General features: G+C 63.4%; 17 protein-coding genes. 13 read left to right on the forward strand and 4 right to left on the reverse strand.

Features of this window, described 5'->3' with window-relative positions; all coding sequences use genetic code 11:
- Nucleotides 1–16 precede the first annotated feature (16 nt).
- The 6 genes from K3758_RS06985 to rarD all read left to right on the forward strand — a co-directional run bounded on the left by K3758_RS06985 (nucleotide 17) and on the right by rarD (nucleotide 6,236).
- Nucleotides 17–3,034 (forward strand): sarcosine oxidase subunit alpha family protein, encoded by a 3,018-nt coding sequence (locus K3758_RS06985; protein WP_259949153.1) that lies wholly within the window; start codon nucleotides 17–19, stop codon nucleotides 3,032–3,034.
- Complete coding sequence (locus K3758_RS06990; protein ID WP_259949155.1) at nucleotides 3,027–3,605, forward strand: sarcosine oxidase subunit gamma; 579 nt, start codon at nucleotides 3,027–3,029, stop codon at nucleotides 3,603–3,605. The genes K3758_RS06985 and K3758_RS06990 overlap by 8 nt, the downstream gene beginning before the upstream one ends.
- 122 nt (nucleotides 3,606–3,727) lie before the next feature.
- Complete coding sequence (locus K3758_RS06995) at nucleotides 3,728–4,327, forward strand: superoxide dismutase (RefSeq protein ID WP_259949156.1); 600 nt, start codon at nucleotides 3,728–3,730, stop codon at nucleotides 4,325–4,327.
- Between the two features lie 260 nt (nucleotides 4,328–4,587).
- The gene (locus K3758_RS07000; protein ID WP_067630683.1) at nucleotides 4,588–4,797 is read left to right on the forward strand and encodes a hypothetical protein; all 210 of its coding nucleotides are present in this window, start codon (nucleotides 4,588–4,590) and stop codon (nucleotides 4,795–4,797) included.
- On the forward strand, nucleotides 4,794–5,249 hold the full coding sequence (locus K3758_RS07005) for a host attachment family protein (protein ID WP_120350750.1): 456 nt from the start codon (nucleotides 4,794–4,796) through the stop codon (nucleotides 5,247–5,249). The genes K3758_RS07000 and K3758_RS07005 overlap by 4 nt, the downstream gene beginning before the upstream one ends.
- A 66-nt stretch (nucleotides 5,250–5,315) precedes the next feature.
- Nucleotides 5,316–6,236: an EamA family transporter RarD gene (rarD, locus tag K3758_RS07010; protein WP_259949160.1), complete on the forward strand. Its 921-nt coding sequence runs from the start codon at nucleotides 5,316–5,318 to the stop codon at nucleotides 6,234–6,236.
- On the opposite strand, the gene K3758_RS07015 is transcribed toward rarD, so the two are convergent.
- Nucleotides 6,173–6,721, reverse strand: a complete 549-nt coding sequence (locus tag K3758_RS07015; protein WP_259949174.1) for a TIGR00730 family Rossman fold protein — start codon at nucleotides 6,719–6,721, stop codon at nucleotides 6,173–6,175. The two genes, rarD and K3758_RS07015, sit on opposite strands and share 64 nt — an antisense overlap.
- 104 nt (nucleotides 6,722–6,825) lie before the next feature.
- Here K3758_RS07015 and K3758_RS07020 point away from each other — a divergent pair, with 104 nt between their 5' ends.
- The 3 genes from K3758_RS07020 (at nucleotide 6,826) to K3758_RS07030 (ending at nucleotide 12,028) form a co-directional block, all read left to right on the forward strand.
- A complete protein-coding gene (locus K3758_RS07020) occupies nucleotides 6,826–9,108 on the forward strand; it encodes a LysM peptidoglycan-binding domain-containing protein (RefSeq protein WP_259949177.1) in 2,283 nt (760 codons plus the stop codon).
- A 203-nt stretch (nucleotides 9,109–9,311) separates the two neighbouring features.
- Nucleotides 9,312–11,096: an ABC transporter ATP-binding protein/permease gene (locus tag K3758_RS07025; protein ID WP_259950010.1), complete on the forward strand. Its 1,785-nt coding sequence runs from the start codon at nucleotides 9,312–9,314 to the stop codon at nucleotides 11,094–11,096.
- A gap of 116 nt (nucleotides 11,097–11,212) precedes the next feature.
- On the forward strand, nucleotides 11,213–12,028 hold the full coding sequence (locus tag K3758_RS07030) for an ion transporter (RefSeq protein WP_259949179.1): 816 nt from the start codon (nucleotides 11,213–11,215) through the stop codon (nucleotides 12,026–12,028).
- Nucleotides 12,029–12,048: 20 nt separating this feature from the next.
- Here the strand turns inward: K3758_RS07030 and K3758_RS07035 are convergent, their stop codons facing one another.
- Nucleotides 12,049–12,498, reverse strand: a complete 450-nt coding sequence (locus tag K3758_RS07035) for a DUF302 domain-containing protein (protein WP_409202621.1) — start codon at nucleotides 12,496–12,498, stop codon at nucleotides 12,049–12,051.
- A gap of 149 nt (nucleotides 12,499–12,647) precedes the next feature.
- On the opposite strand from K3758_RS07035, the gene K3758_RS07040 reads away from it, so the two are divergent.
- From K3758_RS07040 to der, 3 genes are all read left to right on the forward strand, one after another.
- Nucleotides 12,648–13,352, forward strand: a complete 705-nt coding sequence (locus K3758_RS07040) for a tetratricopeptide repeat protein (RefSeq protein ID WP_120350756.1) — start codon at nucleotides 12,648–12,650, stop codon at nucleotides 13,350–13,352.
- A gap of 67 nt (nucleotides 13,353–13,419) precedes the next feature.
- Nucleotides 13,420–14,802 carry a PQQ-like beta-propeller repeat protein gene (locus tag K3758_RS07045; protein ID WP_259949186.1) on the forward strand — a complete coding sequence of 461 codons (1,383 nt, stop codon included), beginning with the start codon at nucleotides 13,420–13,422 and terminating at the stop codon, nucleotides 14,800–14,802.
- 60 nt (nucleotides 14,803–14,862) lie between these two features.
- Nucleotides 14,863–16,344, forward strand: coding sequence for a ribosome biogenesis GTPase Der (gene der, locus K3758_RS07050; RefSeq protein WP_259949188.1), 1,482 nt, complete (start codon nucleotides 14,863–14,865; stop codon nucleotides 16,342–16,344).
- Between the two features lie 6 nt (nucleotides 16,345–16,350).
- Here der and K3758_RS07055 read toward each other — a convergent pair whose 3' ends face one another.
- Together K3758_RS07055 and serS are read right to left on the reverse strand one after the other, a co-directional pair.
- Nucleotides 16,351–17,067 (reverse strand): hypothetical protein, encoded by a 717-nt coding sequence (locus K3758_RS07055; RefSeq protein ID WP_259949189.1) that lies wholly within the window; start codon nucleotides 17,065–17,067, stop codon nucleotides 16,351–16,353.
- A 242-nt stretch (nucleotides 17,068–17,309) separates the two neighbouring features.
- Entirely contained in the window at nucleotides 17,310–18,602 is a 1,293-nt protein-coding gene (serS, locus tag K3758_RS07060; protein ID WP_259949190.1) for a serine--tRNA ligase, read from the reverse strand.
- A 217-nt stretch (nucleotides 18,603–18,819) separates the two neighbouring features.
- On the opposite strand from serS, the gene yajC reads away from it, so the two are divergent.
- A complete protein-coding gene (gene yajC / locus K3758_RS07065; RefSeq protein WP_067627241.1) occupies nucleotides 18,820–19,098 on the forward strand; it encodes a preprotein translocase subunit YajC in 279 nt (92 codons plus the stop codon).
- The last annotated feature ends 26 nt before the right edge of the window (nucleotides 19,099–19,124 follow it).

Consider the following 19,124-nt stretch of genomic DNA (forward strand, 5'->3'; position numbering starts at 1 on the left):
CGCAAGGTTTTCCAAGATGAGCACAAGACTGGCCACAGGCGGCCGCCTGCTGAACAAAAGCAAACCGCTGAGTTTCACCTTCAACGGCAAGCACATGCGCGGCTATGAGGGCGACACACTGGCCTCGGCCCTGCTGGCCAACGATCAGGTGCTGGTCGGGCGCTCGTTCAAATACCACCGACCGCGCGGCATCGTGACCTCCGGCCCCGAAGAACCCAACGGTTTGGTGGGGCTGGGCCAGGAGGGGCAGTTTGAGCCCAATGCCCGGGTTACGACGACTGAACTTCATGAGGGGTTGGAGGCGGCGAGCCAGAACCATTGGCCGAGCCTTGAGTTCGATGTCGGCGCCCTTAACAAACACCTCAGCCGCTTTCTGCCCGCCGGGTTCTACTACAAGATGTTCATGCATCCGCGCCCGCTGTGGAAGCATCTTTACGAGCCGATCATCCGCCATTCCGCAGGCTTGGGCAAAGCGCCAAAGGCGGCGGATGCGGATACCTATGAGCATTTCCATGCCTTCTGCGATGTGCTGGTCCTCGGCGGCGGGGTTGCGGGGCTGCAAGCGGCGCTGGCGGCGGGGCTGAGCGGCGCGCGGGTCATCGTGATGGAGCAATCCGGCCATTGGGGCGGGCGTGCGCCGGTCGATGGGGGCACGGTGGATGACGCACCGGTTGAGGATTGGATTGCCCAAACGCTTGACCGTCTGCGCGGCATGGAGAATGTCGACCTGCGCGACCGGACCATGGGCGCGGGTGTCTACGATCACGGCTATGTGCTGGGCTATGAACGGCTGCGGGATCATGTGCCGGAGGATGCCGGACCACGCCACCGGCTGTGGCGCGTTCGGGCCGGGCATGTGATCACCGCGACAGGCGCGATTGAGCGGCCTTTGAGCTTTGCTGGCAATGACGTGCCAGGCGTGATGCTAGCCTCGGCCATGCGCGACTATGTGGCGAATTACGGGGTCTCGCCGGGGGACCGCACTGTTCTGGTCACCAATAACGACAACGCCTATCTTACCGCCATTGCGCTAAAACAGGCGGGGCTGGATGTGCCTGCCGTGCTAGATGCACGGGTATTGCCGCAAGACAGCGAATTGGTCGCAAAGGCCAAAGCGCTCGGCATTCGGGTGGTCATGGGTCATGCGGTTTCCTCGGTTCAGGGGGGCAAGCGGGTGACAGGCGTGGCGGTCTGTTCGCAGGCGGGCGAAGGCGCGGTGCTGGAAGAGATCGCCTGCGACGCCGTCGCCATGTCAGGCGGCTGGTCGCCCGTGGTGCACCTGTGGTCCCATTGCGGGGGTAAGCTGACATGGGACAAGACGCAGGCCTGTTTCCGCCCCGATCAGGATCATCCGCCCACCGGCGCAGATGGCCACGGTTTCGTCACGCCCGCGGGGGCGGCGGCGGGGGTCTTTGCGCTCGACGATGTGCTGCATGACGCCCATGCCGCCGCCGATGGGGTGGCCACCTCGCTCGGGTTCAAGATGCCGCGCGATTTCACTTCGCCCGAGGCGCTGCGCCGCGAGGAAGCGCCGATGATGCCGGTCTGGCAAATGCCGCAGGGCGCCAGCGTCAAACTGCGCGAGAAGACCTTTCTCGATTATCAGAACGACGTCAAAGTCTCAGATGTGCGTCTGGCCGCGCAAGAGGGCTTCGTCTCGGTTGAACATGCCAAACGCTATACCACGCTCGGCATGGCCACGGATCAGGGGAAACTCAGCAATATCAACGGTCTGGCCACGCTAGCAGGCGCGCTGGATGCCGAGATTCCCAGTGTTGGCACCACCACCTTCCGCCCACCTTATCACCCGATCTCGATGGGGGCGATTGCGGGGTCGGCGCGGGGCGATACCTTCCAACCGATCCGTCGCACGCCGCTGCATGATTGGCACGCGGCCAATGGCGCGGTGTGGGAGCCGGTCGGCCAATGGCGGCGGCCCTATGCCTATGTGCAAAGCGGCGAAAGTACCCATGACGCGGTGATGCGCGAGGTGTCGAATACGCGGCAAAACCTTGGCCTGCTGGATGCCTCGACACTGGGCAAGCTGATCGTGCGCGGCCCGGATGCGGCGCGTTTCCTCGACATGATGTACACCAATATGATTTCGACGCTGAAGCCCGGCAAATGCCGTTATGGGTTGATGTGCAATGAAAACGGTTTCCTGATCGACGACGGCGTGGTCGCGCGGCTGGATGAGCAGACCTTCCTTTGTCACACCACCACTGGCGGCGCCGACAGCATTCACGCGCATATGGAGGAATGGCTCCAGACGGAGTGGTGGGACTGGAAAGTGCATGTGGTCAACGCCACCGAACATTACGCGCAGGTGGCCGTGGTCGGCCCCAATGCGCGCAAATGTCTGGAGAAACTCGGCGGCATGGACCTGAGCCGCGAAGCGCTTGGCTTCATGGAATGGACCGAGGGCGAATTGGGCGGTTTCAAGGTGCGCGTCTTCCGCATCTCTTTCTCGGGGGAACTGAGCTATGAGATCGCGGTCGAGGCCGGGCAGGGGCAGGCCTTTTGGGACGCGCTGCTGATCGCCGGGCATGACTTGGGCGTGATGCCCTATGGCACGGAATGTCTGCACATCCTGCGCGCCGAGAAAGGCTTCATCATGATCGGGGATGAGACCGACGGCACGGTGATCCCGCAGGACCTTGGCCTCAACTGGGCGATCTCGAAAAAGAAGGACGACTACCTTGGCAAACGCGCCCAGCAGCGCAGCCATATGCAGGACCCGACACGCTGGAAGCTGGTGGGGCTGGAGACCACGGATGGCAGCACCCTGCCGGATGGCGCCTACGCGCTTGGCGAAGGAGAGAATGAGAACGGGCAAAAGGTGATGCAGGGGCGTGTGACCTCGACCTATCATTCGCCGACGCTCGACCGCGGCATTGCCATGGGACTGGTGTTGAACGGGCCGGACCGGATGGGCGAAGTGCTGACCTTCCCCGGCACCGACGGCAAAACCTATGAAGCGATGATCGTCGACCCGGTGTTTTATGATCCCAAAGGGGAGAAACAGAATGTCTGAACCCGTCACCGCGTTGAAGAACGCCCGCTACGACGCTGGTATCGCTACGATTTCCGAAGTCGCCCCCTTGGGCATGATCACCATTCGCGGCGATCTGGATGCCCCCTATGTCCGCAAGGTGACCAAAAAACTCACCGGCATTGACCGCCCGGAGCACGGGCAGTGCCAGTTCGAAGGCGCAGCTGGCGTGGCTTGGATGTCGCCCGATGAACTGCTGCTTTTCTGTCCGCACCCGCAGGTGCCAGAGGTGCTGGCGCGGCTGCATGCGGCCTTTGAGGATACCCACACCACGGCGGTGGATGTCTCTGGCGCGCGGGCGGTGTTTCGCGTCGAAGGCCCCCATGCGCGCGAGGTGCTGGCCAAGCTGGCGCCGGTCGACCTCGCCCCCGGTCAGTTCACCTCCGGCATGTTCCGCCGCACCCGCATGGGGCAGGTGCCAGCGGCCTTTTGGCTGCGCGAAGACGGTGCTTTTGAAGTGATCTGCTTTCGGTCGGTCGCGCAGTATATGTTCGACCTGCTCAGTGTCGCGGCCCAGCCCGGCAGCGAGGTCGGCCATTTCCAAACGGCATAAGTCGGGAGAGAAACTGACTATTTCGCTCGGAACGGATGGGATTTGCAGACGTTGACCTTGACGTTGGCGCTTGATCCCCATCAAGTGGCCGCAGCGAAATTCCCAAATGAGGAGGCCCAGAAATGGCTTTTGAACTTCCCGATCTCCCCTATGCCCACGACGCGCTTGCATCCAAAGGCATGTCCAAGGAAACGCTGGAATACCACCACGACAAGCACCACAACGCCTATGTGACCAACGGCAACAAGGCGATCGAAGGCACCGAGTGGGAGGGCAAGACCCTCGAAGAGATCATCAAGGGCACCTATGACCCGAACGCCGTGGCGCAATCCGGCATCTTCAACAACATCAGCCAGCTGTGGAACCACAACCAGTTCTGGGAAATGATGAGCCCCGAAGACAACAAGCTTCCCGGCGAGCTGGAAAAAGCGATCACCGAGAGCTTTGGTTCCGTCGACAAGTTCAAGGACGAGTTCAAAGCCGCAGGCGCGGGCCAGTTCGGCTCGGGCTGGGCGTGGCTGGTCAAGGACAAAGACGGCAGCCTGAAGGTTACCAAGACCGAGAACGGCGTGAACCCGCTCTGCTTTGACCAAACGGCACTGCTGGGCTGCGACGTGTGGGAACACTCCTACTACATCGACTTCCGCAACGCGCGCCCCGACTACCTGTCGAACTTCCTCGATAATCTGGTGAACTGGGACAACGTCGCCTCGCGCCTGTGATCTGGCTGCGGCGCGTTTGAGGGACGCCTGCGCTTGATGCGGGTGTTGCTCTCCCAGCCACCGACGCCCGCGGCTGCGCCGCAGGCTGGGTGAGCTGGGACAACGTCGCGTCGCGTCTGTGATGTGACCGCCCGGCCTTCGGGTCGGCCCCAAGTGACAGACAGAACCCCGCAGCCTGCTGCGGGGTTTTTTCGTTGGAACCCAAGCCCCTTCGCGGATGTTTTTCCCCTGAGACTTCACGTCAAAAAAAGGAGGACAACATGGCCGAGCGGAAACGATCCAACGACGGTACCAAGGAAACGGAAAAATTCCTCTCCGAGACTGAGACGCCAGATCAAGGCGGCCGCGCCGGGGGAGACCTGCAAAAGGACGTGGGCACCCAGGACGCCATGCGCCGCGCCGAGAAGGGCGAAGACGGCGTGACCCGTGTCACCGGCGAAGACAAACGCAACCACGGAGAGCCTTCATGACCAAACTCAGCCAAGACACATGGGTGCTGATCGCGGATGGCGAAAAGGCCCTTTTCCTGCAAAACCACACGGACGGCGAAGACCCTTATCTTCAGGTCGTGCGCAAGGAGGAGCAGGAAAATCCCCCGACGCGGGAACAAGCCGCCAACCGTCCCGGCCGGATGAGCGACGGGCCCAGCGGGCACCGCTCTGCCTTTGACGATACCGACTGGCACGAGTTGGAAAAAGAGCGCTTTGCCAAGGACTTGGCAGACATTCTTTATAAACTCGCCCACAAGGGACGTTTCGAGCGGATCGTTCTGGTGGCGCCACCCGCCGTGCTGGGTGATCTGCGCGATGATCTACATAAAGAGGTGCGGAACAAGGTCGTGGGCGAAATCCCCAAGACCCTGACCAACCACCCCATCGATGAGATCGAAAAGATCGTGGCCGGGGAATTGGCCCAAGCCTGACTTTTACCTTGGCGCGGGAATTGATTGCCTTCACAAGGAAGCAGTCTACCGCGCCAAGGATTTCCCATGACCGACACCACCAAGGGTTTCGCCGCAATGATCGCGGCCTGCTGCATTTGGGGGCTGTCGTCGATCTTCTACAAATTGCTGTCGCATGTGCCCGCCGCTGAGGTGCTCGCGCATCGTACCCTATGGTCGCTGGTGTTTTTCATCATCGTCTTGACGGTACAGCGGCGTCTGCGGGCGGTATTCGACGCGATGGCGGGGCCGCGGGCCTTTGGTCTGCTCGTCTTCGCGGCGCTGGTGATCGCGACGAACTGGTATCTTTTCATCTCGGCGGTGCAGAGCGGGCAGGCGACCGAGGCCGCTTTGGGCTACTACATCTTCCCGCTGGTCTCCGTCCTGCTGGGGCGGTTGGTCTTTGGCGAGCGGCTGAGCCCTGTGCAGCTTTTCGCGGTCGGTTTGGTCACCCTGGCCGTCTCATTGCTCACCTATGGGCTGGGCACCGCGCCTTGGCTCGCCTTGGCGCTGGCGGCCTCCTTCGGGCTTTATGGACTGGCGAAAAAGCGGTTGGCGGTGGGGCCGGTGGTCTCCGTCACGGCGGAGGTGCTGCTTTTGTCGCCCCTCGCGGTGCTCGTGCTGTGGCAAACGGGTGACAATGGGGCCGGGGCCTTTGGTGCGTCGTTTCGCGATACGGCGCTTTTGATACTGGCCGGACCGATCACGGCCACGCCGTTGATCTTGTTCAGCTACGCCGCGCGGCGGCTGTCGATGGCGACGGCTGGATTGCTGAGCTACATCAATCCGACCTTGCAGTTTTTCTGCGCCGTGGTCCTGTTTCGCGAGCCTTTCACCGGCTGGCATGTGCAGGCTTTCGTTCTGATCTGGTGCGCGCTGGCGGTCTATTCCGTCAGCAGCTTCCGTCAGGACAAGGCGCGGCGCAGGGCGCTGAGAGCGGCATCGGCATCCGCCACCACGGTGACGTAGTCCAGAAGGGTTGCATCGGCAAATCCATGGGCCACGACATGGTTCATCAGTGACATGAAAGGATCCCAGTATCCGTTTGTGTTCACAAGGAAAATCGGTTTTTCATGTAGGCCCAACTGGCGCCATGTCAGCACCTCGAAAAGCTCATCCAGCGATCCCGCGCCGCCGGGCAAAACGGCTACGGCATCGCAGTTCATGAACATCACTTTTTTGCGTTCATGCATCGTCTCGGTTACGATGTAGCGGGTCAGATCGGTCTTGCCGACTTCCCATGCAACAAGATGCGCGGGGATCACGCCGAAGGTGTCGCCGCCAGCCGTTTGGGCGGCACGGGCGACGCTGCCCATCAGGCCGACATCGCCAGCGCCATAGACCAGCCGCAGCCCGGCTTCGGCCAGACCACGGCCCAGCGTCTCGGCGTCTTGGGTGAAAGCATCGTCATCGCCGGGGCGGGAGCCGCAATAGACACAGACAGAATGTTGCATGGTAAAGCGTCCTGATGATTAGGAAAATTCGGCGCGGATCGTCTGCGCTTTTGACCCCTGTTAGCCTGCTTGCTAAAAAGGCTCAACCACAGGGGAAGTAGAAGATGTTCAAGGGATTTGGCCGGTTTGGCGGCATGGGAGCGATGGCGGCGGGCGCCTTTGCGGCGGCGGTACTGGCGCTTGGCGCTTGGATCGGCAGCAAGCGCAGCGGGCCGGAGGAGGCAGGGCAAACCACGGTGGCCGTGCTCCCCGAACGCGATGCCACCCCAGAGAACGCCACGCTTGTGCCAAATGCCGTGCAGGGCGTTTCCGTCGGCCCCGACGACGCGGCAGCGACGGAGCCCAAGGTCACACAGCAAGCGACAGAGCCACAAGTGTCAGAACCGCAGGCCCCGGCCTTTGACGAAGTGCGCCGCGAAAGCGATGGGATGACCGTGATCGCAGGCCGCGCGGCCCCCGGCAGCAGCGTGGCCGTGTTGAAAGACGGCAAAGAGATCGCCACCGCCACCGCCGATGGGTCCGGAAAGTTCGCGACTCTCGCGATGATCCCCCCCGACGGCAAGGGCCATGTGCTGACGCTTTTGGGGCAGGACGGTGAGACCAAGCTCGCCTCAGAAGAAGAAATCATTCTCACGCCGACCGAAGCGCCTCTGCAGATGGCAGAGGCGGACACCACGCCCGAGCAAAGCCCGCTTGGGATTGCGGAGGAGGGCGCGGACCCCGGTGGCGACGCGACAGCAGACGAGGGTGCCGAGCCTTACCTTGCATCGCCGGGCGACGTGCAGGTTGGGTCTGAGGCCTCTGACATGACCTCGCTTGCCGACGCGGAGATGACGCGAGAGGCGCCTGCGGATCAGACGGCCTCGACCGATGCTCCTGCCGAAGAGCGGGACGAGGCCGCAATCGAGCCCGCCGCGACCGGTCCGGCACAGGCGACCCCGCTGGCCGGGACCGCGACCGCCGAAGCTGAGGCGGCTGCAGAAAGCCAGCCAACATCTGATGACGGTTCGGCAGCGCCCGCCGCTGCAAGCGAGACGGCCACAGCGGAGCAAGAGACCATTGAGGGCGGAGGCCAATCCGAGCCTACGGAAACCGGCGGGGCTCAGGGCAGTGCAGCAGAGCAAGAGCCTGCCGCAGGCGAAGGAACGATTGCAAACGTATCCGACCCCACTCAGGCCACACCGCTTTCCGGAACTGGCACGGCGGAGGGCGTGAACGCCGCGCCAGAGCAAAAGCCTGCTGCGGGCGAAGGAGAGATCGCCAACATTTCCGACCCCACCCAAGCCACACCGCTTTCCGGGACCGGCACGGCGGAGGGCGTGAGCTCCGCCCTAGAGCAAGAGGCTGCCGCGGGTGAAGGAGAGACCACCAACGTCTCTGACCCCACTCAGGCCACACCGCTTTCCGATACCGGCACCGCCGAGGGCGCGGGCTCCGCACCGGAGCAGAACCGTGGTACCGAGGCGGGGGAAGACCTTGCCACCGGCACCGCGCCCTCTGAAGCGACTCCGTTGGCCGGAACGGGCACCGGCACGGGGTTGGCCGGAACGGGCACTGGCGCGGGGTTGGCCGGAACGGGCGACAACACTGCGCCAGACCAAGGGCAACAGACGACCTCCGACACCCCAGCCCAAGCCACGCCGCTGGCGGAGACCGGAACGGCGGATCCCGCCACTGGCGCTGCCGATGATACCGCATCCCCTGCGCAGGGGGCCACGACGCCAAATCCCACAACCGATGCCCCCAGCCTTGCGGAACGCGACGCGCCCAGCCCTGAGACGACAACCCCGACGCCCACGGAAGAAACCGACACCACCGCCGCCCCGGCTCAGCCATCTGCGCCAGCCCCGGTGCTGAAATCCACGGCCGAGGGGGTGGAGCGGCTCGACACCGCGCCGCCGCAGGTGATGACCAATGTGGCGCTCGACACCATCGGCTATTCCGATCAGGGTGATGTGCAGCTTGCAGGCCGTGCGCAGCCGGACACCAGCGAAGTGCGCGTCTATCTCAACAACAACGCGGTGATCAGCCTGCCGGTCGATCAGGAGGGCCGCTGGCGGGGCGATCTGCCCAATGTCGATGAGGGCGTCTATACCCTGCGGGTGGATGAGCTTTCTCGCGCAGGCGATGTGACCAGCCGGGTGGAGACACCCTTCAAACGCGAATCCCCCGAGGTGCTGGCCGCCGCCACCGAAGGGCTGAGCGGCCCGCTGAGCGCTGTGACGGTCCAGAAAGGCGACACGCTCTGGGCGATCTCGCGTGAACGCTACGGCGATCCGTTGCTTTACGTGAAGGTGTTCGAGGCCAACAGCGGCAACATCCGCGACCCCGATCTGATCTACCCCGGACAGGTTTTCGATCTGCCCGAAGAACCCGCATCGGAGTGATCTGAAGACCCAAACCGGGGCGGCATTCGCAGCGCGCAAAGCGGCTGTGCGCCGCCCCACACTGGCAACCTCGGCGCATGGGGCCTATGTAGCCTGTAATCACTTCAGGAATTCCCATGCCAGCCGATACAGACCAAACGCCCGCCGCGCGTCGGCGCGACCGCAAAACCCCCAAGCCTGACCGCATCCCCACCGAGGCCGAGATGATTGACGCCGCCGAGCGTCAATCGGGCTTTTTGGTGTTGCGCAAAGTGGCGCCCTACCTCTGGCCCAAGGACATGCCTTGGGTGAAGCGCCGGGTGATCTTGGCGATGCTGGCGCTGCTGGTGTCGAAACTGATCATCGTCGCCACGCCGTTCTTCTACCGCGACGCGGTGGATGCGCTGGCGGGCGAGGGCGCGCCGATGCTGGCGCTTGGGGCGATTGGCCTGACCGTGGCCTACGGCATGGCGCGACTGATGGGCGTGGGCTTTCAACAGGTGCGCGATGCGGTCTTTGCCCGTGTCGGGCAGCGCGCCCTGCGGATGTTGGCGCTTGAGACCTTTCAGCACATCCATAAACTCTCGATGCGCTATCATATCACCCGCAAGACCGGCGGGCTGAGCCGGATTATTGAGCGCGGTGTCAAAGGCGTCGATTTCCTGCTGCGGTTTTTGCTGTTCTCCATCGGGCCGCTGATCCTTGAGCTGATCCTCGTCGGCGTGATCCTCGCCGTGCTGTTCGACATTTGGTATCTGGTGGTCGTGACCGTGACCATCGCGATCTATGTCTGGTTCACCTTTGCCGTCACCGAATGGCGCGTGCGTCTGCGGCGGCAGATGAACGACAGCGACACCGAGGCCAACCAACGCGCGATCGACAGCCTGCTGAACTATGAGACGGTGAAATACTTCGGCGCCGAGGGCCGCGAGGCCGCGCGTTATGACTTGGCAATGGCCGACTATGAAAACGCGGCGATCAAGACGAACTATTCGCTCGCTTTCCTGAACTTTGGCCAAGCGTTGATCATCACCGCGGGGCTGGTGGGCGTCATGGTCATGGCGGCGATGGGCGTGCAAAGTGGCGAACTCAGCGTCGGTGATTTTGTCATGGTTAACTCTTACATGATCCAACTGACCGTGCCGCTGAACTTCCTTGGCACCGTTTATCGCGAGATCCGTCAGGCGCTGGTGGATATGGGCCAGATGTTCGGCCTGCTCGAACAACCGGCAGAGATTGACGACAAGCCGAATGCGCCGGACCTCAAGGTGACGGGCGGCCATGTGACGCTGGAGAATGTGCGCTTTGCCTATGACACCGACCGTGAAATCCTCAAAGGCATCTCGCTTGAGGCACGACCGGGCGAGACGGTGGCGATTGTCGGCTCGACCGGCTCGGGCAAATCCACCATCGGGCGGCTGTTGTTCCGGTTCTACGATGTCGCCGGAGGCGCGCTGAAAATCGACGGGCAAGACGTGCGCGATGTGACCCAGCATTCGCTGCATATGGCCATCGGCGTGGTGCCGCAGGATACGGTGCTGTTCAACGACACCATTGGCTATAACATCGCCTACGGACGCGATGGGGCAACGCAGGAAGAGGTCGAAGCCGCCGCCCGCGCTGCACAGATCCACGATTTCATCATGGCGTTGCCACAGGGCTATGCAACCACGGTCGGCGAGCGGGGGCTGAAGCTTTCAGGCGGCGAGAAACAGCGCGTGGGCATTGCCCGGACGCTGCTGAAAGACCCGCCGATCCTGCTGCTGGACGAGGCGACAAGCGCGCTCGACAGTGAGACGGAGCATGAGATTCAAGACGCGCTGCGCCGGGCCGGGCAGGGGCGCACGGTGCTGACCATCGCCCACCGCCTGTCGACCATCGCCGAAGCGGATCGCATCGTCGTGCTGGAGAAGGGCGAGATCATCGAGCAGGGCAGCCACGAGGTGCTCTTGGCCCAGGGCGGGCGTTATGCTCAGCTTTGGCAGCGCCAGCAGGCGGAAGAAGAGTAGACGGCCCGCAGGCCCCGCCTTCTGTTTTGGCAGACGGGCGGGGCATTGCCGCCGATGGTGCAAACGTTGCTGATCTGCTCTTGCGTTGTGCCAACCGGCACACGATATCTACCGCCATGACCGATCTCTCCCCTCCCTCGCTACAGTCGCTGCGCGCCCGCGCGGCGCGACTGGCTGACCGCGCATCGTTTCAGAACTTCATTCTGGGCGTTATTCTGTTCAACGCCGTGATCTTGGGGCTGGAAACCTCGGATGAGGTGATGGCGGAGGTGGGGCCGCTGATCCTGCTGCTCGACAAGGTCTGCCTTGGCATCTTTGTCATTGAGATCGCGATAAAACTCTACGGTCGGGGGATGGATTTCTTCAAGCGCGGCTGGAGCATCTTCGACTTCGTGATCGTTGCCATCTCGCTGATCCCCGCGACCCAAGGGCTCAGCGTGTTGCGTGCCCTGCGTATCCTGCGCCTGCTGCGCGTGGTCTCCGTCGCCCCTTCGTTGCGCCGCGTGGTTGAGGGACTGGTCAACGCGCTGCCGGGCATGGGGTCGGTTTTCCTGCTGATGGGGGTGATCTTTTATATCGCCTCCGTGATGGCTACCAAACTCTTTGGCACGGATTTCCCGCAGTGGTTCGGCACGCTGGGGCGCTCGGGCTATTCGCTGTTTCAGATCATGACGCTTGAGTCGTGGTCGATGGGCATCGTGCGCCCGGTGATGGAGGTCTATCCCTATGCGTGGATGTTCTTTGTGCCCTTCATCATGGTCACGACCTTCGCGGTGGTGAACCTGCTGGTCGGTCTGATCGTGAACTCAATGCAAGACGCGCATCATGAGGAAAGCAACGAGCAGACCAATACCTACCGCGATGAGGTCATGTCGCGGCTGACCGATCTGGAAAACCTCATTAAGGCGCAGAACACCCCGCCCAAACGCTAAGGTTCGGGCGGGGAGAAGCGTTACTCTTCGCCGATCGCCTTGGCGGTGAGGTTGTCCAGCGCCTCGGTCATCTTGGTAATATATTCGGCCTCTTCCGGCAGGCCATGCGCCGTGACCAGCGTCTCGGGCGCGGCATAGGCGACGTGCACCGCGCCTTCACCATCAGCATAGACCAGCACCCGCATCGGCAGATCAAGTCCGGCGGTCTGGGCGTCCTGCATCGCGGGCGTGCCGAGCTTGGGGTTGCCAAAGATCAAAAGCTCCGTTGGGCGCAATTCCATCTCGGCCTTCTCGGCCCCTGCGGCGTGATCGACGCGGGCGAAAACTTCGGCCCCGGCCTCTTCGACGGCGCTTTCCAGCCGGTCCATCGTTGTCACCACATCATGGGGTGAGACTTTGGCCACCAAATCTTGCGCCAAGGCGGGCACCGCGGCCATCACTAGACCTGCCGCCATTGCAATCGCTCTCATCATTGTCTCCTTTCATTGCATCCTGTCTCTGACTTAGCGTGACCCTGGCCCGCGCCAAGCGGCCATCCAAGGCGCGTAAGTTCGCTGGGTCTTGGCTTGGCTGGCCACGCGCGGTAAGAGGGGCAAAATCAGGCCGGGGGCAGGGCGCGATGAGCGATACCGACAGTTTTATTGACGAAGTGAACGAAGAGGTCCGCCGCGACCGGTTTTATGGCCTGCTGCGCCGCTATGGTTGGATCGCTGTGGTCGCTGTGGTTGCCATCGTCGGCGGTGCCGCGTGGAACGAATATAGCAAAGCACAAGAGCGTGCGCAGGCCGAAGCCTTGGGCGATGCCATGCTCGAAGCGCTTGAAGCGGATGCCAGCAATGCCCGCGCCGAAGCGCTTGCCCCGATTGAGGCCGAAGGCCCCGGTGCCCGCGCCGTGCTGAATTTCATGCGTGCGGATGCCTTGGCCGAGGCCGGTGAGATTGACGCCGCCGTCGAACAGCTCGACGCCGTGGCGCTCGACGGCGACCTTGCGCCGATTTACCGCCAACTGGCGCAGTTCAAGGCCGTGACCCTTCAGGGCCAATCGGTGCCCGTGGCAGAGCGGCGTCAGGCGCTCGAAGCACTGGCCCAGCCCGGTGCCCCGCTGCGCCTTCTGGCCGAAGAGCAGCTGGCCCTGATCGACATCCAAGAGGGTGAGACCGACAAGGCCGTGGCGCGCTACCAATCCATTCTCTCCGATGCGGAAACCACCCCGGACTTGCAACAACGCGCCCTTCAGGTGATTGTGGCCTTGGGTGAAGAACCGGGGGTCGAAGACGCTGCTGCAGCGGCTGAGCTGGAGATCCCCGAAGCAACGGGTGACTGACACATATCCACCCGCCGAAAACGGCGGGGGCGTGAAGGTTGAGGAAAGACAGAAAGTGAGCAGGTCCATGACGAAGCATCGCGAATCCGAACCCGGCCATGCGGGTCTGCGGGGGCTGGGCGTGGCGGGGGCCATCGGTGCCGCGCTGCTGCTGACGGCCTGCGCGGATGAGCAGACCTATCTGCCGGGCAAACGCGAAGACGTGCGCGCGGTGCTGCAAAACCCCGGTGTGCAAGACCCGGCCTTTGACGCCATCGACGGCCCGGTGCCAGAAAACACCAGCCGCGCCATCGCTTTGGGCGGCGCGGTGAACAACGCCAACTGGACCCACAGTGTCGGCACCCCCTCGACCCGCGTGGGCCACCCCGCGTTGCGCGCCACATTGCAGCCGGTCTGGAGCGCCAAGATCGGCGCGGGCGATAGCCGCAAACAGCGCATCACTGCCGATCCGGTGGTCGCAGGCGGGCGCGTCTTTACCCTTGATGCAGGCGCGCAGGTCACCGCGACCTCGACCTCAGGCCAAACGCTCTGGACCCGTGATCTCACCCCCGCATCCGACCGCGAAGGCCAAGCCACCGGTGGCGGGCTCGCCGTGGACGGCGAAACGCTTTACGTCTCTGTGGGCTTTGGTGTTCTGGCCGCGCTCGACGTAACAACGGGCGGAGTGCGTTGGACGCAAGACCTCGACGCCACGGGCTCCGGCACGCCGACCGTCTCGGGCGATCTGGTCTATCTCACGGCGGGTGACGATACCGGCTTCGCGCTCGACAAAACCACAGGCCGCATCCAGTGGCAGACCGGTGCTGTCACCAGCCTCAGCAATGTGTTGGGCGCACCGGCGCCCGCCGTCACCAATGACCTCGCGATCTTCGCCTTCGGCTCGGGTGAGGTGCAGGGGCTGTTCCGTCAAGGCGGGCTTGAGCGGTGGGCGACCTCTGTTCTGGGCAAACGTCAGGGCCGCGCGCTGAGCTTTGTTGGCGACGTGACAAGCGCGCCCGTGGTCTCGGGCGGGACTGTCTATGTGGGCAACCATTCGGGCCGTCTGGCCGCGCTCGACGTTAACAGCGGGGACCGTAAATGGGTCGCCCGCGACGGGGCGATCGGCCCGGTCTGGCCTGCGGGCGATTCTGTTTTCGCGGTCACCGACCTCAATGAACTTGTGCGGCTCGACGCCAGCACGGGCCGTCGCATCTGGGGCACGCCGCTGCCGAATTTCGTCAAGGACCGGCCCAGAAGGCAGTCCGAAGTCGTGGCGCATTACGGCCCGATCATCGCCGGAGGCCGCGTGATCGTGGCGTCCAACGACGGGGTGCTGCGCAGCTTTGACCCCGTGGGCGGCGGGCTGACGGGCACCACCCAAATCCCCGGCGGGGCGACCACTGCCCCCGTCGTGGCAGGCGGCACGCTTTACGTCGTCTCCACCAAGGGGCAATTGCACGCTTTCCGTTAGGCCGCAAATAGGCTAAGGCGCGTGTCTGAACTGGCCCAACCGGGGCCCGGAGCCTGAATTATGTCCTTTACCCTTGCCATCGTGGGCCGTCCCAATGTCGGGAAATCCACGCTGTTCAACCGCCTTGTTGGCAAACGCCTCGCGCTGGTCGACGACCAGCCCGGCGTGACCCGCGATCTGCGCGAAGGGGCGGCCAAACTGGCCGACCTGCGCTTTACCGTGATCGACACGGCCGGTCTGGAAGAGGTCACCGACGACAGCCTTCAGGGCCGGATGCGCCGCCTGACCGAGCGTGCCGTGGATATGGCCGATATCTGTCTGTTCATGATCGACGCCCGTGTCGGCGTGACCCCGTCGGATATGGTCTTTGCCGAGATCCTGCGCAAAAAATCCGCTCATGTGATTCTCGCCGGTAACAAGGCCGAGGGCAAAGCCGCCGATGCTGGCATGATCGAGGCCTATTCGCTGGGTCTGGGCGAGCCCATTCGCATGTCCGCCGAACATGGCGAAGGTCTGACCGATCTTTACTCCGTGCTGATGCCGCTGGCCGATGAATATGAGGACCGCGCCACGCAGGACGCGCCCGAGACGGATGTGAACCTGCCCGAGGATGACGCCGATCTCGAAGCCGAATCCGTGCCGATGCCCACGCGCGCCAAACCTCTGCAGGTTGCCGTGGTGGGCCGCCCCAATGCAGGCAAATCGACGCTGATTAATCAGATCTTGGGCGAGGACCGCTTGCTCACCGGGCCGGAGGCGGGGATCACCCGCGATGCGATCTCTCTCATGACCGAATGGGCCGGGCCGGATGGCGATCCGGTGCCGATGCGGATTTTTGACACCGCCGGGATGCGCAAGAAAGCCAAGGTACAGGAGAAGCTTGAAAAGCTCAGTGTCAGCGATGGTCTGCGCGCGGTGAAATTTGCCGAGGTCGTTGTCGTCCTGCTCGACGCCGAAATCCCGTTTGAGCAGCAAGACCTGCGCATCGCTGATCTGGCCGAACGTGAGGGCCGCGCGGTCGTTGTGGCCGTGAACAAATGGGACATCGAAGAGAACCGTCAGGAAAAGCTGCGCGATCTCAAGGAAAGCTTTGAGCGGCTCTTGCCGCAGCTGCGTGGCGCGCCGCTGATCACTGTGTCTGCCAAAACGGGCAGGGGGCTTGACCGTCTTCAGGCCGCGATCATGCGCGCCTATGAGGTCTGGAACCGCCGGATCACCACCGCACAGCTCAACCGCTGGCTCTCGGGGATGATGGAGGCGCATCCGCCCCCCGCGCCGCAGGGCAAGCGCATCAAGCTGCGTTACATGACCCAAGCCAAGACCCGTCCGCCGGGCTTCGTTGTGATGTGCAGCCATCCCGACAAGGTGCCGGACAGCTATTCGCGCTATCTAGTCAATGGGTTGCGTCTGGATTTCGACATGCCTGGCACGCCGATCCGTCTGTGGATGCGCGGCCAGTCGGATGCCAACCCCTATAAAAACCGCAAAAAGGCCGCGCCGTCGAAGCTGCGCAAGCACACCGACGGTCGCCGCCGGGACTGACCTCGATCAGCCCCGCCGAAACGCCCTGAGCGTGGGCAGCGCCACAAGGATGCTGCCCCCAAGCGCCAGATAGGCGACAAGAGGCGTGTCGCCCCAATTGGTGACGATCACGCCCACCAGCCCCCAGATCACCGCGATCCCGTAGCTGGGGGTCCGCCCAAGGGCGGTCTGCACGATGGCCCCAATCGCCCCTGCGAGCCCGACAAAGACCACGGCTGCCGTCTGCTCTTCCAGATAGCCATAGCCCGCCGCAAGCAGCGCCAGTGACACACAGGATGCGGCAGAGAGCCAGCCCGCGTAGAGCCCCACCGGGGCCGCGGCCCACAACGGGTCTTCGACCGGGGCGAGGAACAGGGCGATCAGGGCGGTGATCAGCATGACCCAAATCAGCACCGCCGCCCAGACGGGGCTCATGGTGGCCACCGCGAGCCATGTTGTCCCCACGGCGAGCGACAGGCAGAGCGGCACGCGCATGTCATGCCACTGCCCATCCCGCGGCGCGCGCAAAAGCCCATAGGCCAGTCCGATGATCAGCCAAAGATAGATCAACCCCCAGATGGAAAACGCATAGCCCGCAGGCTGCGCGGGCGGGTTGTCTTGCGGGATCGGGAATTGGTTTGGGTCAAAGCCTGAAAAGCTGGGCACGAAGAAGGGCGAAATCGCGAAGGCGATGCTGAGCAGCAGTGCGAGCGCTGCGATCAGGGTGCGGGAGGATTTGGGCAAGCGGGGCCTCGCGGGATTGGATGTTGCGGTACATCTAATCTTAGAGCGGGCGGGAACCATGGCAACCAAGGGCCAGCGCCTGCCCGCGGGTGGGCGATGCAACGGCTGGACACTGCCACTTTATGGCTCAACCATAACGTGACTTCGCCAAGTCGCCCCAACCTCACCAAATCGCCTACCCGTCCGGGCGGGCAGGCGATGGCCCGGCGCCTGCGGCGCGGATCGGGCTGGGTGCCTCACCTTTAGGCGAGCACACCTTCCGCGGTCAGGGTCGTCTTCCCACCCAGATAGGGCGCCAGCGCGTCCGGCAGCTTCACCGACCCATCCGCCTGCTGGCCATTTTCCAACACGGCGATCAAGCAGCGCCCGACGGCCAGCCCCGAACCGTTCAGCGTATGCACGAACTGCGGCTTACCGCCGCCTTCGGGCTTGAACCGCGCGTTCATGCGCCGCGCCTGAAAATCACCGGTGGTCGAGACCGAGGAAATCTCACGGTAGCAATTCTGCCCCGGCACCCAAGCCTCGATGTCATAGGTACGGCGCGCGCCAAAGCCCATGTCCCCGGTGCAGAGGATCACCGTGCGGTAGGGCACGCCGAGTTTTTCAAGGATACCTTCGGCGCAGCCAACCATGCGCTGCTGCTCGGCGTCGCTTTCATCCGGGTGCGTGACGGAGACCATCTCGACCTTCTCAAACTGGTGTTGGCGCAGCATGCCAGCGGTGTCGCGGCCAGCACTCCCGGCCTCGGAGCGGAAGCAGAGGGTATGGGCGGTCAGCCGGATCGGCAGGGCGCTTTCCTCTAACGTATCGCCGCCCACCGAATAGGTCAGCGGCACTTCCGAGGTCGGGACCAGCCACCAGCCGTTGGTGGTTTGATAGCTGTCTTCGCCGAATTTGGGCAGCTTATCCGTGCCATACATCGCCTCGTCGCGCACCAGCACGGGGGAGTTCACCTCTGTCAGGCCGTTCTCATCCACATGGGTGTCGATCATGAACTGCGCCAGCGCCCGGTGCACCCGCGCCACGGCGCCTTTCAGCATGACGAAGCGCGCGCCCGAAGTCTTGGCCGCGGTCTCGAAATCCATGCCGGGTTTGACGCCTGCAATCTCGTAATGCTCGACCGGTTTGAAATCAAAGCTGGGCTTCTCGCCCCAGCTTTTCACCTCGACATTGTCACCTTCGTCATCGCCTTGGGGCACATCATCGGCGGGGTTGTTGGGGATCCGGGCGAGCATATCCGTCAGCTTCGCGTCCAACTCCTGCGCCTCGACGTTCATCGCGGCGACCTCTGCCTTTTTGTCGCTGACCAGCGTCCTCAGGCGCTCGAACTCGGCCTCATCGCCGCGGCCCTTGGCGGCCCCGACTTCCTTGCTGGCCTTGTTCTGCTCGGCCTTGGCGGTTTCGGCGGCGGCGATCTTGGCGCGGCGCGCGGCATCGAGCGACAGCACCGCCTGCGACATCGCAGCCTCGCCCCGGCGGGCGAGAGCGGCGTCAAAAGCCTCGGGATTGTCGCGGATGGCGCGGATGTCGTGCATGGGTTTGTCCTCAAAATCGGGTGAGTCGGTTTTGCTGCCTTATGCCTCAATGTGCTGCGCGGCGGTAGGGGCCGCAACCGTGCGGCGATTGGCCCCGCGCGGGCGGCCATGCGGCGGCGGCTTTCCACCTTGCACCCCGCTGCCGCCGCGCATAGGTTCTGGCCAAATTCTCAGGGCCCATCCTGCGGCCCAATACCCATCGAAAAGGACGACCCCCATGGAAGGCATCCAGCAATTTGTGCCGCTAATCCTGATCTTCGCGATCATGTATTTTCTGCTCATCCGCCCGCAGCAGAAGAAGGCCAAAGAACATCAGGCCATGGTGGCCGGCCTGCGCCGCGGCGATCAGGTCGTTACCCAAGGCGGAATCATCGGCAAGGTCTCCAAGGTCAAAGACGACGGCGAGCTTGAGGTGGAAATCGCCGAAGGCGTGAAAATTCGCGTGGTGCAGGCCACCATCGCGACCGTCGTTTCCAAGACCGAACCGGCGAAATAAACCCTACCCCGAGGCCGCAACCCAAA

The sequence above is a fragment of the Sulfitobacter sp. W002 genome (genome assembly GCF_025142135.1).
In the GTDB taxonomy this organism is placed as follows: domain Bacteria; phylum Pseudomonadota; class Alphaproteobacteria; order Rhodobacterales; family Rhodobacteraceae; genus Sulfitobacter; species Sulfitobacter profundi.

Bases quoted from the DNA above. Each gene is read 5' to 3' on its own strand.
- yajC (WP_067627241.1), top strand. From the start codon at position 18,820: ATGGAAGGCATCCAGCAATTTGTGCCGCTAATCCTGATCTTCGCGATC.
- K3758_RS07035 (WP_409202621.1), bottom strand. From the start codon at position 12,498: ATGAGAGCGATTGCAATGGCGGCAGGTCTAGTGATGGCCGCGGTGCCC.
- K3758_RS07030 (WP_259949179.1), top strand. From the start codon at position 11,213: ATGACCGATCTCTCCCCTCCCTCGCTACAGTCGCTGCGCGCCCGCGCG.
- K3758_RS07045 (WP_259949186.1), top strand. From the start codon at position 13,420: ATGACGAAGCATCGCGAATCCGAACCCGGCCATGCGGGTCTGCGGGGG.
- K3758_RS07040 (WP_120350756.1), top strand. From the start codon at position 12,648: ATGAGCGATACCGACAGTTTTATTGACGAAGTGAACGAAGAGGTCCGC.
- K3758_RS07005 (WP_120350750.1), top strand. From the start codon at position 4,794: ATGACCAAACTCAGCCAAGACACATGGGTGCTGATCGCGGATGGCGAA.
- K3758_RS07000 (WP_067630683.1), top strand. From the start codon at position 4,588: ATGGCCGAGCGGAAACGATCCAACGACGGTACCAAGGAAACGGAAAAA.
- K3758_RS06990 (WP_259949155.1), top strand. From the start codon at position 3,027: ATGTCTGAACCCGTCACCGCGTTGAAGAACGCCCGCTACGACGCTGGT.
- K3758_RS07025 (WP_259950010.1), top strand. From the start codon at position 9,312: ATGATTGACGCCGCCGAGCGTCAATCGGGCTTTTTGGTGTTGCGCAAA.
- K3758_RS06985 (WP_259949153.1), top strand. From the start codon at position 17: ATGAGCACAAGACTGGCCACAGGCGGCCGCCTGCTGAACAAAAGCAAA.
- rarD (WP_259949160.1), top strand. From the start codon at position 5,316: ATGACCGACACCACCAAGGGTTTCGCCGCAATGATCGCGGCCTGCTGC.
- der (WP_259949188.1), top strand. From the start codon at position 14,863: ATGTCCTTTACCCTTGCCATCGTGGGCCGTCCCAATGTCGGGAAATCC.
- K3758_RS06995 (WP_259949156.1), top strand. From the start codon at position 3,728: ATGGCTTTTGAACTTCCCGATCTCCCCTATGCCCACGACGCGCTTGCA.
- serS (WP_259949190.1), bottom strand. From the start codon at position 18,602: ATGCACGACATCCGCGCCATCCGCGACAATCCCGAGGCTTTTGACGCC.
- K3758_RS07015 (WP_259949174.1), bottom strand. From the start codon at position 6,721: ATGCAACATTCTGTCTGTGTCTATTGCGGCTCCCGCCCCGGCGATGAC.
- K3758_RS07020 (WP_259949177.1), top strand. From the start codon at position 6,826: ATGTTCAAGGGATTTGGCCGGTTTGGCGGCATGGGAGCGATGGCGGCG.